The organism is Rhodanobacter sp. UC4438_H5 (genome assembly GCF_052978405.1).
Genome location: NZ_CM129672.1, coordinates 349,319 through 362,878 on the forward strand (window position 1 = coordinate 349,319; position 13,560 = coordinate 362,878).

Here is a 13,560-nt window from a genome sequence, read left to right on the forward strand (position 1 = left end):
CGGATGGCCCCTGCCTGTCGGCACTATAGCCAAGCCGCGGGTGCGGCAAGCGTGATCGCCACCTCAATGGCGTCCGGCCGGCCCGGCTGCCGGGGGATCAGGAGGGCTTCGCTTCCTCGAAGCGGTTCTCCGCGCGGTTCTTGCGCACCTTGGCCGGATCCCACACGCGGCCGTTCATGGCGATGTAGACGCCATCGGGCAGGGTCTGCACCGCGGCCACCGCGCAGCCGATGTTGAACACCGCGTCGGAGCCCTGGAAGCGCGCCGGGTTCAGCGCGCCGGTCAGCACGATCACCTTGCCCTTGATGCTGGCCAGCTCGCGCGCGGTCTCGACCATGGTGTCGGTGCCGTGGGTGACCAGCACGTGGCGGTGCGGCTGCGCCTCGATCGTCGAGCGCACCAGCGCGCGGTCCTCGGCGCCCATGTGCAGGCTGTCCTTGCGCAGGATCGGGATCACGTCGAACTCGAACGCCACGCCGAGGTGGCCCAGGATCTCGCCGATCTGCGGCGCGCCGATCTTGTAATCCGACTTGTCGTCGAAATAGACCTTGTCGATGGTGCCGCCGGTGGTGACGATGGTCAGGTGCTGCATGTCGGTGCGCCAGGGAGGGAATCGCCGCATTTTAGCCCGCGCCGGCCAGGCGCGCCCGCGGGAGCGTACCTGGGCGATCCGTGCCGCCCCGACGTCCCGGTAGGAGCGCACCCTGTGCGCGATTCTCTTGCTGCGGGGATTCGGGATTCGGGATTCGGGATTCGGGATTCGGGATTCGCAAGAACATCGCGCACAGGGTGCGCTCCTACGGCGAGGCGCTTCAGGGTAGGGCGGGCACTGCCCGCCGCTCTTGGTGCCGGCGCGCGGCGCCCGCCCTGCGTCAGCTCAGCAGCGACGCGGTGTTGCCGGCATCGGGTGCGACCAGCCGGTCGAGGCCGCGGCCGACGAAGCGGTGCAAGGCTGCGGCGGGGCGCGGCTCGCCGCGACCTTTCGACCATGTGGCCTGGCGCGCCAGCAGCGCCGCGGCGGCGCAACGCGCGAGGGTGAAGGCGAGGCCGCGTGCGCCGGCTTCCAGCGTGTCGCGCGCGGACGCGTGCTGGTCGAGCCAGCGCGCGGCGGCGTCCAGCGTCTGCCGGATCGCGCTGGCCGCGTGCATGTCGTCGTTGCCGTCCAGCCAGCGGCCGGTCGCATGGCGCAGGGCGCCGAGGCTGTCGCCGGCCAGCGCGCGCAGGCTGTCCAGCGAAAGGACATTCGTGGTGCCTTCCCAGATCGCGTAGACCTGCGCGTCGCGCAGCAGCTGCGGCAAGCCGGTGTCCTCGATGTAGCCGGCGCCGCCAAAGCATTCCAGCGTTTCGGAGCAGGCCTTCACCGCCAGCTTGCCCGTCCACAGTTTGGCCAGCGGCGTGAGCAGGCGCAGCACCGCGGCTTCTTCCGCGCTGGCCGCACCGTGCTCGACGCGGCCGAGCAGGTGGGCGACCTCGAAGGCCAGCGCGAATGCGGCCTCGAAATCCGCCTGCATGTCGGCCAGCGTCTGCGCATGCAGCGGCTGCTCGATCAACGGACGGCCAAACGCGCGGCGGCGGGTAGCGAAATCCCGCGCCAGGCTGATCGCGCGAGCCATGCTGGCCACCGCGCAGATCGCGTTCCAGCTGCGGGTGACATTGAGCATCGGCGCCACCTGGCGCACGCCGTGGGCAAGCTCGCCCAGCGGCCAGGCGGGCAGGCCGTCGAGATGGATTTCCGCGGTGGGCAGTTCCTGCGTGCCGAGCTTGTCCTTCAAGCGATCGATCACCAGTTCGCTCTTGCGTCGCGCGCCGTCCATCGTCTCCACGTAGAACAGCGCCAGCGCGCCGGTGCCGCCGCTGGCGCCTTCCGGCCGTGCCAACGCCAGCGCTGCCTCGCCGACCACTGCCGAGCTGAACCACTTGCGGCCGTACAAGCGCCATTGGCCGTCTGCGTCCTGGCGCGCGATTGTCTCGGTATTGCCCACGTCGGAGCCGCCGGCGGTCTCGGTCATCCACTGGCCGCTGAGCCAGAACGTGGCCGGGTCGCGACTGAGGAAACGCGGCAGCACGCGCGCGATCAGTTCGCGGTTGCCGGAGGCCTTGATCGCGGTGGCGGCACCGTCGGTCATCGCCAGCGGGCAGGTGTAGAACCCGCTGGCGAGGTGGTACAGGTAGACGCGGGCGAATTCCTCCAGCCGCGCGTGCTCGCTGTCCGCATGGCCGGCGGCGAGCACCGCATGCCGCGTCGTCATCGCCGCGCCTTCCTGCCACGCCGGTGTCAACTCGATGCGGTCCACCCGTTGTCCCCACGCGTCCCACTGGGTCAGTACCGGCTTGCGCCGCGTCGTGGTGCATGCGCGCTGCCAGGCCATCAACGCGTAGTCGCCCAGCGCGTCGAGGTCGGCGTCCAGCGCGGCGCGGCGCTCGGCCGGCAGCGCACGATCGAGCAGGGCCAGCAGAACGCGGTCGCTGCGATACGGGTGCGGCAGTTGCGGTGAATCCTGCAGGAAGGCCATGGCACGCTCCGTCCAGAGTCGAGGTGTCGAGTATAGGCATGCGGGCATTCGGCGCGTGGCGCTGGCATCATCGAAAGCCATTCCCCGGCGCAGGCGCCTTCCATGCGATTTTCCGAAGCGATGCCTACGGTCACGCGCCATGGCGATGGCTGGCAGGCCACGGTCAGCGAGGACTGGCTGCAGGGGCGCAGCGCCTTCGGCGGACTGCAGGCGGCGCTGGCCCTGCGTGCGATGCGCGAGTTGGTGCCGGCGGACATGCCGCTGCGCACCCTGCAGGTGACGTTCATCGCGCCGGTGCCGGCCGGCAGCGTGGCCATCCGCGCGCGATGCCTGCGCACAGGGCGCAGCGTCATCCAGGTCGAGGCCAGCCTGTGCGACGGCGAGCAGACGCTGTGCCGGCTGCTCGGCGTATTCGGTAGCGCGCGCCCCTCGGTGCTGGACTTCCAGCCCGAACAACCTCACGTCGAGGCGCCGGCGCCGCAGGAACTGCACTACGTCGAAGGCCGCATGCCCGCCTTCACCCAGCACTTCCGCGCCAACTGGCTGCGCGGCGACCTGCCGTTCAGCGGCGGCCACCAGCGCGACAGCGTGCTGCAGCTTTCCCTGCACGACGACGGCCCGCCCGACGAAACCCACGTGCTCGCCTTCGCCGACTTCATCCCGCCGATCGCCCTGTCGATGTTCGCCGCGCCCACCCCCGGCAGCTCGCTCACCTGGATGCTCGAACTGCTGCGCGACCGCTACGACGACCTCGGCTTGGACGACTGGCGCGTCGACGCCAACCTCATCGCCGCCCGCGACGGCTACACCAACCAGAGCGTGATGCTGTGGGGGCCGGGCGGGGAGGCGGTGGCGTTGAGCCGGCAGAGTATGGTGGTGTTTGGGTGAGGTGGGGTGATTCGGGTACGGCGTTCGCGCCTGGATCGTGCGCGTGGAAACACGGCGGGATTAGGCGGCGGGATTAGGCTGCACCAAGCGCAGCAACTCGTTGATCTGTTTAGGCCTGAGCCCGGTCGTGTAGGGTGACGAGCGCGGGATAGGCTGCGGGGTTACACTTCATTTCGTAATCTACATAGCGTTAGACGTAGAAAAGTATGGGTAAATACATGCACTGCCCACATTGCAAGCACTTCATTGAGCTTCGATACTTGGGGCTGTGTCGCGTAACCATGCGGGGCTCCAAGGTCTGGTCGATGCAGTGCCCTCGCTGCAAACAGAAAATAACCGTGTCAAAGATGCGTGACATTGTTGCTTGCATTTTGCCTTACTTGTTCGTGACGGTTGCTGCTGGAAGCCTAATTCCATACCACCCCAATCCACCTATCTTTCTTGTTATAGCGACTACGGCGCTATTTTTTCTGGCGGTGTACTTCCTCACCGGCTTGAGTCGGATGTTTTTCTTTCCCAAGATTGGCGTCAAGGCGAGTGAAGATTAATAGCTGGCCCAAGCGTAGGTCGTCGCAACCGTCTAACATCTCGTTCAAGGCGGACGGCTTCGCCGCCGCTTAACTCCAGCGTTAGGCGCCTTAGAAATGATTTCGCACGCCGAAACCGTCGAGTCCATCTTTGGGTACTGGCCCGAGTTCGCTGATGGCCGCATCGAGCTCTTCTCGTTCGTGTGGCCTGGCATCATCTGCCTCACAATTTCCTACGTCGACTCCAACATCCAAAAGGCAGCTTTTGTCAGCCTTCGGTTCTCGGGCGTTACCGACGTAGATCTCTCTGAGCTCCGCTCCGAGAACATTGTCGACGTCCTAAGCATCTCTTCCGAATCTCCTACTGTCGTTACAATCGAGGGCTGCTACGGTTTGTGCGGCACCTTCAAGTGCGACGCGGTGGAGGTTGCGGATGTGGTGCCTAACCACTCGTTCAAGGCGGACGGCTTCGCCGCCGCTTAACTCAAGCGTTAGGCCGCATGATGCAGCTCACGTCTCAACCGGAAATCTGTGCGCAGTTCGGCTCGTTGTTCGAGCCTCCCAGCGCAGATCAGCGATTAGGTGTTGCGCTTGCCACACTCTCGCAGCTTCCACTGAATGCGCTTCGTCATCCTCCGCAGAATGGGTCATGTGGCTGGTATATCTGGGGCGGCGAGTTGTGTGACGATCCTGAGTTCTTTCAATCGCTGCATGTCCATCATCTTGTTGCACACGCTCCCTCCTTAGTCCCGTTCCTGGCCCTTGCTCCTGGCTGGCGTGTTCTCCTCGCGCCAGAGCAAACTGAGGTCTGGTACGACCCCGCGCTTTTGGCCGTGTAGCATGCGGTCTAACATCTCATTCGAGGCGGACGGCTACGCCGCCGCTCAATTCTAGCGTTAGAGGTCACAACATGTCCGCGATGGCGAGAGGAGTTTTCACTGCGCTTTTTCTGCTCATCGCGGCGTTCCCGGCATTGGCGCAAGACGAGGTCACGCTTTTCAACGGCGCGGGCAAGCCAGAGGCGTACATCGCCGTCGATGACGAGCTCACCATTTACTTGTGGAGCGGCAAGCCCGTTGCGTACCTCAAAGAAGATAGTGCGGGCGGCTACGATGTCTATGGCTTCAACGGACAGCATCTTGGCTGGTTCCTCAAAGGCATCGTCTGGAGCCACGACGGCACTGCGTCCTGTGCCGTCAAAGAGGTCTTGCAGTCCACCGAATATGAGCCGTACAAAGCATATAAACAGTACAAACCCTACAAGGCTTACACTCAGTACGCGCCCTACCGTCCATATTTCTCTAACTCCTTCGGCGATACCCCGTGCCGTTTTCTCTTGGGGTCTGGCGCGCAGTGACCTCTAACCACTCGTTCGAGGCGGACGGCTACGCCGCCGCTCAACTCAAGCGTTAGCTACGAGGGGATGCAAATGTACAGGGTAGCGTTGGTTCTCGTGATCGCAATGGCGTCTACTATCAGCTATGCGAATGCGGCTGGGCCTAATTATCTCGACTATGACTCGCTAACAGCGCAGCAGCGCATGGCGCTTGGTATTTACGTCATTGGTGCCAGTGAGGCATACGGCTGGGCGAATGTTTCACTTGTGCAAAGAGGTGACGCACCGCTGTTCTGTGTGCCAGCTAACTTGCACATCAATGGAAACAGATACCTGGAAATATTCAAAGCAGAATCTGCAAATCACCGATCAGCTTACAAGCAGATGGTTGATAGATCAGGACACAAAAGCATGGCCTTCGTCGACATAGTGTTGCTAGATGGACTGAAGTCAACGTTTCCATGTGGAAAGTAGCTAACAACTCGTTCAAGGCGGACGGCTTCGCCGCCGCTTAACTCCAGCGTTAGGGCTCATGACCGACCAATCAGATCTCCGTGAACTCTATCGGCTTCATTCGGACGGCCAGTCCAAGTACGTGTACTTCTTGCTCGCCGCTACTGGTGCAGCTCTCGGCTACGGATTGCAAAAGCTCGATGGACTTCCTATCTCCTGGTGGGTTGCCCCTGGATTACTGGCACTAGCATTTTGGCTCGCGAGCTTCTTTTGCGGTTGCAAGCGCATAACTTGGGTGCATTCCGCTATCTACGCAAACTATGCATTGCTTCAACTCAAGCACGGACTTCACCCTGAGCAACCTGCCCATCCTCAGGCAGCACAAGCTGCAGCGGACGGCACTCGGTCAGCTGTGGAGCGCAACACCAATCGCGCACGTACCTACCAGAGACTCCAGTTCCGGCTCCTCGCGCTTGGAGTTGCTCTGTTCGTGGCATGGCGCATCATTGAGATGGTTAGGGTGACGTATGCGCCCTAACAATTCGTTCAAGGCGGACGGGATAGTTCCTACGCTTTAGTGGACACCCTGAACTAACATTTCAGGAGCGTTCCATGCCCAAGCCAGGCCCCCGAACCACCACTCGCTACCGCCGAACGGGGTCTACCGCCGAACGGGGTCAGGTTCACTTACCCACTCAATCCGGACGGGATTAAGCAAGCCTGACCACGCTTTTACCGCGCGCCATTGCGCCGGAAGCACGCCATCGAGCAGCGCCAGTAGCCAGGCGGTTGCCGCATTGAGGGGCGAGTCGCGGGGCGTCCTGCCGAAAGGCCATGGCATCCTCGGCGAGGCGAAGCGGGGAGTTCGAGTACAGGCGCAGCGATCAGGAGGCGATCCCGCTCGCGGACTTGGCTGCGCTACCATCCGCGCACATGGATATCCGACCCGACGATCTCACCGCGCCTGCCGTCATCGACCTGCTGCGCGAGCACCTGCAGGGCGTGGCGTTGCACTCGCCGCCGGAGAGCATCCATGCGCTCGACGTCGACGCATTGCGCCGGCCGGAAATCAGCTTCTGGACGGCGTGGGAGGAGGGCGAACTGCTGGGTTGCGGTGCGCTGAAGCAGCTCGATGCGCAGGAGGCGGAGGTCAAGTCGATGCGCACCGCCGCGCGCCATCTGCGCAAGGGCGTCGCCGCGGCGCTGCTGCGGCACATCATCGACGAGGCGCGGCGACGCGGCTGCCGTCGACTGTGCCTGGAAACCGGATCAGCCGCGGCGTTCGCGCCGGCCCATCGCCTGTACGCCAGCTTCGGCTTCGTGCGCTGCGAACCGTTTGCGGATTACGTCGCCGATCCATACAGCGTGTTCATGAGTCGCGAGCTGTAGTGGTCGCGGGATCACCGGTGCCAGCCATCCTCGACAACATCTTCTGGCATGCGCTCAGCGGGCCGCAGGCGGGCTTTGCCCAGGGTGCGGGCGGTGCGCGGCGGTTCGCGCCGGGGTTCTCGCCGATCCTCGGCTTTGCCGATCCGGCCGAACCGGCATTCGGCGAACTGCAGCCGTTCTGCGCGTCGGGCGAATCGTTCTACACCGATGGCTGGTCGGGGCCGGCGCCGGTCGGGTGGAGCATCGAACTGGAATCGACCATGTTCAAGATGCGCTGGGCCGGCGAGCTGCCCGCGCGGGACGATGCGCCGGAGGCGTTGCCGCTGGAGCCGCAGCATGCGGAGCAGGCCATGGCACTGGCGGCGCTGACCAAGCCGGGGCCGTTCGGCCCCCGCACGCTGGAGCTGGGCGATTACTTCGGCGTGTTCGACGGCGCGCGGCTGATCGCCATGGCCGGCGAGCGTGCCTTCGCTGGCGGCTGGCGCGAGGTGAGTGGCATCTGTACCCATCCCGACGCGCAGGGGCACGGGCTGGCCCGCCAGCTCACGGCCAGGCTGATCCGACGCCAGCTGCTGCGTGGCGAAACGCCGTTCCTGCACGTGATGCGCGCCAATGAAGGGGCCCGCGCGCTGTATCGGAGCATGGGCTTCGTCGATTACCGCGAATCGGTGGTGCGGGTGATCCGGCGCGCGTGACGATCAGTGCGGCGTGCTTCGCCGCTTGACGCCGGCGCCCAGCACGGCGATCAGGCCGACCGTCAGCACGATCTCCGCCCATGCCAGCACGCGTTCGCCCGGCGCGCTCCATGCCTCGGCCACGCCGTGGCAGAAATAGAACAGGCTGAGGATGCCGACCCAGAGCAGGGCGCGGCGCACGTTGCGGATCGCCAGCAGCGGCAGCAGCAAGGGAATCACGGTGATCGCCAGCACCAGCCAGGCGGACAGGGTTTGCGATGGCACCAGCCAGGCATGCCAGACGAGCTGCAGCACGACGAGCAAGGCCCAGGCGGCCAGGCCGACGCGATAGACGGGCAGGATGGGCGCGTGCGTGGCGGCGGTCATGGCGTATCCGCCAGGCGGCTGGCCACGTCGGCCAAGCGGCGGCCCAGCGCGCGGGCCAGCTCGCGCTCGTGTTCGCTGATCGGGTTGTCGCCCTTGGCGCCGGCGACGTGGCTGGCACCGTAGGGGGTGCCGCCGCTCTGCGTGCTCGTCAGCGCCGGCTCGGTGTACGGCACGCCGACGATCAGCATGCCGTGATGCAGCAGCGGCAGCGCCATCGAGAGCAGGGTGGATTCCTGGCCGCCGTGCATGGTGCTGGTGGAGGTGAACAGCGCCGCCGGCTTGCCGGCCAGCGCGCCGCTGGCCCATTCGGCGCCGGTGGTGTCGAGGAAATATTTCAGCGGCGCGGCCATGTTGCCGAAGCGGGTGGGGCTGCCCATGGCGAGTGCGACGCAGTCGAGCAGATCCTGCTTGGTCACGTATGGCGCGCCGTCCTCCGGTTCCGGCGGCTGCGCGATGTCGGTCACCGGCGCCACCGGCGGCACCTGGCGCAGGCGCGCGCGCATGCCGGGTACCTCCTCGATACCACGCGCGATCAGGCGCGCCAGTTGGGCGGTGTGTCCGCTGCGGCTGTAATACAACACCAGGATTTCTCGGGCCATGCGGCGATTCCACGCGTTGAGGCGTTCACGGGCAATGGGCTAGTGTACCGGCCGATACCCCGAACACCGGAAGCGGCAGGCTGCCGCGACAACCCGAGGATAGCGATGGCCCGCCGCTTCGATCCCGATCGCATGCGCTATTTCCGCCGCTTCGTGTGGCAGCGCTTCATCGACGACAAGTGCTTCGAGACGGCCGGCGCGCTGTCCTACACCACGCTGGTGTCGCTGGTGCCGCTGACGGTGGCGGTGCTGGCGATGTTCGCGGTGTTCCCGGTGTTCGCGGGCGCGCGCGACACGCTGCTCAATTTCGTCTTCAACAATTTCGTGCCGACGGCCGGCGAAAAGGTGCAGGCGGCGCTGCAGAGTTTCGCCGACAACGCCAAAGGGCTCACCGGCGTCAGCATCCTGGTGATGCTGTTCAGCGCGCTGTCGATGATGATCAGCATCGAGGACCGGCTCAACCGGATCTGGCGCGTGCACCAGGCGCGTCGCTGGAGTTCGCGCCTGCTGCTGTACTGGGCCGCGCTGACGCTGGGGCCGATCCTGGTCGGCGGCGGCATCGCCACCACGTCGTACGTCACCGCGATGCCGTTCCTCAGCGTGGCGGCCGGCCAGATCCACTCGATCGGCGCCAGCCTGCTGGCGACGCTGCCGTTCCTGGTGACCTTCTGCACGTTGTGGCTGATGTACGCAGTGATCCCCAACACGCGGGTGTCGCGTCGCGACGCGGCGATCGGCGCGCTGCTGGGCGCGGTACTGTTCGAGATCGCGCGCTGGGGCTTCGGCCAGTTCGTGGGGCACGCGCAGACCTACCAGCAGATCTACGGCGTGCTGGCGACGATCCCGATCTTCCTGCTGTGGATCTACCTGTCGTGGGTGATCGTGATCCTGGCCGCCTCGGTGGCGGCGTCGATCTCCGCCTACGAGTACGTGCCGCCCTCCGCAACCCTGCCGGCAGGGGCCGAGTTCCTGGGCCTGCTGGTGGTGCTGGGGGTGTTCGTCGACGCGCAGCGCAAGGGTGCGTGCGTGGACGTGGCCGAGGTGCGCCTGGGCGCGCCGAGCCTCAGCGCAGGTGCGGTCGCCGGCTATTTCGACGACCTGCAGGACGCCGATCTGATCCAGCGCGGGGAGGCGGGCGGCTGGCTGCTCTGTCGCAGCCTGGACAGCACCGACCTGCTGCGGCTGTATCGTTGCACTCATCACCGCCTGCCGCTGCAGCCGCGCGAGGAAGCCGCGGCGATGAACGTGGTGTTGCCGGCGGAGCTGCTGCTGCTGCTCGACGAGGTGGCCGCCGCGTTGCATTCGAAGCTGGGCACCCGGCTCGACCAGATCTATCCCCCGGCCGCCGACCCGGCCGCCGACACCGAGGAACTCCCCGCATGATGTTGCTGAGCCGTTTCGCCGCCGTCGCCCTGGCGCTGGCTTTCGTCACTCCGTTGCAGGCCGCGATGCCGGAGCAGCCAACGCTCAAGGTCAGCACGCTCGATGGCAAGAGCTTCGACCTGGCCGCGCAGCGCGGGCACTGGGTCATCGTCAACTACTGGGCGACCTGGTGCGTGCCGTGCATCAAGGAAATGCCGGACATCTCGCACTTCGTCGCCGCGCACCAGAACGTGCGCGCGATCGGGCTGGCCTACGAGGACAGCGACACGGCCGACATCAAGGCGTTCCTGGCCAGGCACCCGGTGGTCTATCCGATCGCCCAGGTCACCGTGGACAAGCCGCTGAAGGATTTCGACGCGCCGCGCGGCCTGCCGATGACCTACCTGATCGACCCGCAGGGCAAGGTGGCGCAGCGGAAGCTGGGGCCGGTCACCGAGGCCCTGCTCAAGCAGTGGATCGGGGCGGACTGATGCCGACGGCGCGGTTTCTCGTGGACGGTCGCGTGCAGGGCGTGTTCTTTCGCGCCAGCACCCGCGAGCAGGCGCTGGCGCTGGGCATTGCCGGTCACGCGAGGAACCTGGATGACGGACGCGTCGAAGTGCTGGCCAGCGGCAATGCCGAAGCGCTCGACGCGCTGGGGCGGTGGTTGTGGCAAGGTCCGCCAGCCGCCGCCGTGACCGCGGTCAGGCGCGAGGACCTTTCCGACCGGCAGTTGCAGGGTTTCCACACCGCCTGAGGTCGCCCGAACCCTGCGGCATGACTGTTTCTGCGGTAGGTGGACTTCAGCGCGTAGGGCGGGCACTGCCCGCCGGCGGCTTCGAGGCGCGACGGTGGCGGGCCGTGCCCGCCCTACGAGGCGCCGCCGAGAGCCTGGAGCTGGTCGGCCTGGTGCTCACGGGTGAGCGTGTCGATCAGTTCGCCCAGGTCGCCCTGCATGATCTCGGGCAGGCGGTAGAGGGTGAGGTTGATGCGGTGGTCGGTGATGCGGCCCTGCGGGTAGTTGTAGGTGCGGATGCGCTGGCTGCGGTCGCCGGAGCCCACCTGCAGGCGCCGTTCCTGCGCCTGCGCGGCGGCCTGCTTGCCTTGCGCCTCGTCGAGCAGGCGCGCCTTCAGCAGGCTCATCGCGCGCGCGCGGTTCTTGTGCTGACTGCGTTCGTCCTGGCACTCCACCACGGTGCCGGAGGGCAGGTGGGTGATGCGGATTGCCGAGTCGGTCTTGTTGACGTGCTGGCCGCCGGCGCCGGAGGCGCGGAAGGTGTCCACTTTCAGGTCGGCCGGGTTGATCTCGATCTCGTCGATCTCGTCCAGCTCCGGCAGGATCGCGACGGTCGCGGCCGAGGTATGGATGCGGCCCTGCGATTCGGTTTCCGGCACGCGCTGCACGCGGTGCGTGCCCGATTCGAACTTCAGTTGCGAGTACGCGCCCTTGCCCTCGATGCGCGCCACGATCTCCTTGTAGCCGCCGTGCTCGCCGGCGTGCTCGCTGAGCACCTCGACGTGCCAGCGGCGGCTCTCGGCGTAGCGCACGTACATGCGGAACAGGTCGCCGGCGAAAATCGCCGCCTCGTCGCCACCGGTGCCGGCGCGCACTTCCAGATAGAGATTGGCCTCGTCGCGCGGGTCCTTCGGCAGCAGCAGCAGCTGCAGTTCGCCGTCGAGATCCTGCAGGCGACGCTCCAGGCGGGCGACGTCGTCGACGGCCATCTCTCGCAATTCGGGATCGTCCAGCATCGCGCGCGATTCGGCCAGATCGCGCTCGGCGCGCTCGTGCTCGCGCAGCGAACCGGCGATCGGTTCCAGCTGGGCGTACTCCTGCGACAGCTCGCGAAAGCGGCTGTTGTCGGCCAGCACCTCGGGCTGCGACAGCAGCAGGCCGATTTCCTGGTGGCGCTCGGCGAGTGCTTCGAGCTTGCGGCGGATCGAGGGGGTCATGGGGAGCGGCGAGAAGTGAGTGGAGAGGAGTGAGAAAAGAGAGGACCGGAGCGATGCTTTCTCTCACTTCTCACTTATCTTCACTCGCTTCTGAATCAAGCCCGTACAGCCGCCCCGCGGCGTGCAGCAGGTCGAGATCGCCGCTCAGGGCGGCTTCGCGCAAGCGCGCGCTGGGATGGTGCAGCAGCTTGTTGGTCAGCGTGTTGGCGAGAAAGGCCAGTGCCTCGTCCGGCGACTTGCCGTGGGCGAGCATCGCGCGGGCCTTGCCCAGCACCTCGTCGCGGTAGACCTCGGCGTGCTGGCGCATGTCCAGGGCGGGGTTCTTCGTGGTCAACGCGCGGCGCCAGGCCATGTAGCGGTCGACTTGCAGGTCGATGATCGCATCCGCCTCGCGGGCGGCCGTTTCGCGCGAGCGGCGGTTGTCGTCGATCACCTGGCGCAGGTCGTCGATGCCGTAGAGATAGACGTCCGGCAGTTCGGCGACGGATTCCTCGATGTCGCGCGGCACCGCGATGTCCACCATGAACATCGGCTTGCGCCGGCGGCTCGCCATTGCCTGCCCGACCATCGCGCGGGTGACGATCGGCTGCCGCGCCGCAGTGGAGGAGATCACGATGTCCGCCTCGGCCAGGTGTTGCGGCAGGTCGGCCAGTGCCACCGCGTAGCCGCCGTAGCGGCCGGCCAGATCCTGCGCGGTTTCCAGCGTGCGGTTGGCCACGATCAGGCGGCGGGCGTGGCGTTCGGTCAGGTGGCGCGCGGCCAGCTCGATGGTGTCGCCGGCGCCGATCAGCAGTATGCAGGCCTGTTCCAGGTCGGTGAATACCTGCTCGGCCAGGCGCACCGCGGTGAATGCCACCGACACCGTGTGCGCGCCGATGCGGGTGTCGGTGCGCACCCGCTTGGCCACCGCGAAGGTGTGCTGCAGCAGGCGATCCATGGGCGCCTTCAGCGCATGCGCCAGGCGCGCCTGCTGGTAGGCGTCCTTCACCTGACCCAGGATCTGCGGCTCGCCCAGCACCATCGAATCCAGCCCGGTGGCGACGCGGAACACGTGGCGTACCGCATCGCGTTCCTCATGCCGATAAAGGAACTCATCGAGTTTGCCGGGGGTCAGATGATGATGACGGTTCAACCACACCTGCGGGATGTCCTCGGCACCTTCGGCCACGCCCACGTACAGCTCGGTGCGGTTGCAGGTGGACAGGATCATCGCCTCCTCGATGCCCGGCTCGCTGGCCAGCTCGCGCAGCGCTGCGCTGGCGGCGTCCTCATCGAACGCCACCTGCTCGCGCAGGCTGACCGGCGCGGTGAGGTGATTGAGCCCGAGGGCGATCAGTGGCATGGGATGGCGGATATCTCGGCGGCAGGAGTTTGGCGGCGTAGGCTAAGCTTGGCGCGAGCGCCGATCATCGCGGATACGGCTGCAGCAGGTCGGTTGACGGAGAACAGTGTGCGGAGCGGGTCGAACAAGTTCAAGCA

General features: G+C 66.1%; 15 protein-coding genes. 9 read left to right on the forward strand and 6 right to left on the reverse strand.

Annotated elements, in window-relative coordinates; genetic code table 11:
* Window positions 1–97: 97 nt before the first annotated feature.
* Together ACVCL9_RS01590 and ACVCL9_RS01595 are read right to left on the reverse strand one after the other, a co-directional pair.
* Window positions 98–592, reverse strand: a complete 495-nt coding sequence (locus ACVCL9_RS01590) for an asparaginase domain-containing protein (protein ID WP_395117194.1) — start codon at window positions 590–592, stop codon at window positions 98–100.
* Between the two features lie 280 nt (window positions 593–872).
* On the reverse strand, window positions 873–2,513 hold the full coding sequence (locus ACVCL9_RS01595; RefSeq protein WP_447099351.1) for an acyl-CoA dehydrogenase family protein: 1,641 nt from the start codon (window positions 2,511–2,513) through the stop codon (window positions 873–875).
* A gap of 102 nt (window positions 2,514–2,615) precedes the next feature.
* Between ACVCL9_RS01595 and ACVCL9_RS01600 the strand changes: the two genes are divergently transcribed.
* From ACVCL9_RS01600 to ACVCL9_RS01625, 6 genes are all read left to right on the forward strand, one after another.
* The gene (locus tag ACVCL9_RS01600) at window positions 2,616–3,401 is read left to right on the forward strand and encodes an acyl-CoA thioesterase (RefSeq protein ID WP_447099350.1); all 786 of its coding nucleotides are present in this window, start codon (window positions 2,616–2,618) and stop codon (window positions 3,399–3,401) included.
* A gap of 644 nt (window positions 3,402–4,045) precedes the next feature.
* Window positions 4,046–4,411 carry an Imm50 family immunity protein gene (locus ACVCL9_RS01605; RefSeq protein WP_235645110.1) on the forward strand — a complete coding sequence of 122 codons (366 nt, stop codon included), beginning with the start codon at window positions 4,046–4,048 and terminating at the stop codon, window positions 4,409–4,411.
* Window positions 4,412–4,431: 20 nt separating this feature from the next.
* Window positions 4,432–4,767, forward strand: a complete 336-nt coding sequence (locus ACVCL9_RS01610) for an immunity protein Imm33 domain-containing protein (protein WP_447099597.1) — start codon at window positions 4,432–4,434, stop codon at window positions 4,765–4,767.
* Between the two features lie 71 nt (window positions 4,768–4,838).
* On the forward strand, window positions 4,839–5,285 hold the full coding sequence (locus ACVCL9_RS01615) for a 4-fold beta flower protein (protein ID WP_008212477.1): 447 nt from the start codon (window positions 4,839–4,841) through the stop codon (window positions 5,283–5,285).
* A gap of 1,365 nt (window positions 5,286–6,650) precedes the next feature.
* On the forward strand, window positions 6,651–7,106 hold the full coding sequence (locus ACVCL9_RS01620) for a GNAT family N-acetyltransferase (protein ID WP_447099348.1): 456 nt from the start codon (window positions 6,651–6,653) through the stop codon (window positions 7,104–7,106).
* 17 nt (window positions 7,107–7,123) lie between these two features.
* Window positions 7,124–7,801: a GNAT family N-acetyltransferase gene (locus ACVCL9_RS01625; RefSeq protein ID WP_447099347.1), complete on the forward strand. Its 678-nt coding sequence runs from the start codon at window positions 7,124–7,126 to the stop codon at window positions 7,799–7,801.
* 3 nt (window positions 7,802–7,804) lie between these two features.
* Here the strand turns inward: ACVCL9_RS01625 and ACVCL9_RS01630 are convergent, their stop codons facing one another.
* Window positions 7,805–8,167: a DUF2069 domain-containing protein gene (locus ACVCL9_RS01630; protein ID WP_447099346.1), complete on the reverse strand. Its 363-nt coding sequence runs from the start codon at window positions 8,165–8,167 to the stop codon at window positions 7,805–7,807.
* Window positions 8,164–8,766: an NAD(P)H:quinone oxidoreductase gene (gene wrbA, locus ACVCL9_RS01635; protein ID WP_447099345.1), complete on the reverse strand. Its 603-nt coding sequence runs from the start codon at window positions 8,764–8,766 to the stop codon at window positions 8,164–8,166. Before wrbA ends, ACVCL9_RS01630 begins: the two co-directional genes overlap by 4 nt.
* 105 nt (window positions 8,767–8,871) lie before the next feature.
* On the opposite strand from wrbA, the gene ACVCL9_RS01640 reads away from it, so the two are divergent.
* The 3 genes from ACVCL9_RS01640 to ACVCL9_RS01650 are packed head-to-tail and all read left to right on the forward strand — an operon-like array spanning window position 8,872 to window position 10,885.
* Window positions 8,872–10,149 (forward strand): YihY family inner membrane protein, encoded by a 1,278-nt coding sequence (locus ACVCL9_RS01640; protein ID WP_395117224.1) that lies wholly within the window; start codon window positions 8,872–8,874, stop codon window positions 10,147–10,149.
* On the forward strand, window positions 10,146–10,619 hold the full coding sequence (locus tag ACVCL9_RS01645) for a TlpA family protein disulfide reductase (RefSeq protein WP_395117225.1): 474 nt from the start codon (window positions 10,146–10,148) through the stop codon (window positions 10,617–10,619). Before ACVCL9_RS01640 ends, ACVCL9_RS01645 begins: the two co-directional genes overlap by 4 nt.
* Window positions 10,619–10,885 (forward strand): acylphosphatase, encoded by a 267-nt coding sequence (locus tag ACVCL9_RS01650; protein WP_447099344.1) that lies wholly within the window; start codon window positions 10,619–10,621, stop codon window positions 10,883–10,885. The genes ACVCL9_RS01645 and ACVCL9_RS01650 overlap by 1 nt, the downstream gene beginning before the upstream one ends.
* A 113-nt stretch (window positions 10,886–10,998) precedes the next feature.
* Here the strand turns inward: ACVCL9_RS01650 and prfA are convergent, their stop codons facing one another.
* Both prfA and hemA read right to left on the reverse strand, forming a co-directional pair.
* Window positions 10,999–12,081 carry a peptide chain release factor 1 gene (prfA, locus tag ACVCL9_RS01655; protein WP_447099343.1) on the reverse strand — a complete coding sequence of 361 codons (1,083 nt, stop codon included), beginning with the start codon at window positions 12,079–12,081 and terminating at the stop codon, window positions 10,999–11,001.
* A 70-nt stretch (window positions 12,082–12,151) separates the two neighbouring features.
* The gene (hemA, locus tag ACVCL9_RS01660) at window positions 12,152–13,423 is read right to left on the reverse strand and encodes a glutamyl-tRNA reductase (protein WP_447099342.1); all 1,272 of its coding nucleotides are present in this window, start codon (window positions 13,421–13,423) and stop codon (window positions 12,152–12,154) included.
* Window positions 13,424–13,560 lie beyond the last annotated feature (137 nt).

What these genes read in the sequence shown, in the direction of transcription:
- ACVCL9_RS01600 (WP_447099350.1), top strand. Translation starts at nt 2,616, where the DNA reads ATGCGATTTTCCGAAGCGATGCCTACGGTCACGCGCCATGGCGATGGC.
- ACVCL9_RS01605 (WP_235645110.1), top strand. Translation starts at nt 4,046, where the DNA reads ATGATTTCGCACGCCGAAACCGTCGAGTCCATCTTTGGGTACTGGCCC.
- ACVCL9_RS01650 (WP_447099344.1), top strand. Translation starts at nt 10,619, where the DNA reads ATGCCGACGGCGCGGTTTCTCGTGGACGGTCGCGTGCAGGGCGTGTTC.
- prfA (WP_447099343.1), bottom strand. Translation starts at nt 12,081, where the DNA reads ATGACCCCCTCGATCCGCCGCAAGCTCGAAGCACTCGCCGAGCGCCAC.
- ACVCL9_RS01645 (WP_395117225.1), top strand. Translation starts at nt 10,146, where the DNA reads ATGATGTTGCTGAGCCGTTTCGCCGCCGTCGCCCTGGCGCTGGCTTTC.
- ACVCL9_RS01595 (WP_447099351.1), bottom strand. Translation starts at nt 2,513, where the DNA reads ATGGCCTTCCTGCAGGATTCACCGCAACTGCCGCACCCGTATCGCAGC.
- ACVCL9_RS01615 (WP_008212477.1), top strand. Translation starts at nt 4,839, where the DNA reads ATGTCCGCGATGGCGAGAGGAGTTTTCACTGCGCTTTTTCTGCTCATC.
- ACVCL9_RS01590 (WP_395117194.1), bottom strand. Translation starts at nt 592, where the DNA reads ATGCAGCACCTGACCATCGTCACCACCGGCGGCACCATCGACAAGGTC.
- hemA (WP_447099342.1), bottom strand. Translation starts at nt 13,423, where the DNA reads ATGCCACTGATCGCCCTCGGGCTCAATCACCTCACCGCGCCGGTCAGC.
- wrbA (WP_447099345.1), bottom strand. Translation starts at nt 8,766, where the DNA reads ATGGCCCGAGAAATCCTGGTGTTGTATTACAGCCGCAGCGGACACACC.
- ACVCL9_RS01630 (WP_447099346.1), bottom strand. Translation starts at nt 8,167, where the DNA reads ATGACCGCCGCCACGCACGCGCCCATCCTGCCCGTCTATCGCGTCGGC.
- ACVCL9_RS01610 (WP_447099597.1), top strand. Translation starts at nt 4,432, where the DNA reads ATGCAGCTCACGTCTCAACCGGAAATCTGTGCGCAGTTCGGCTCGTTG.
- ACVCL9_RS01640 (WP_395117224.1), top strand. Translation starts at nt 8,872, where the DNA reads ATGGCCCGCCGCTTCGATCCCGATCGCATGCGCTATTTCCGCCGCTTC.
- ACVCL9_RS01620 (WP_447099348.1), top strand. Translation starts at nt 6,651, where the DNA reads ATGGATATCCGACCCGACGATCTCACCGCGCCTGCCGTCATCGACCTG.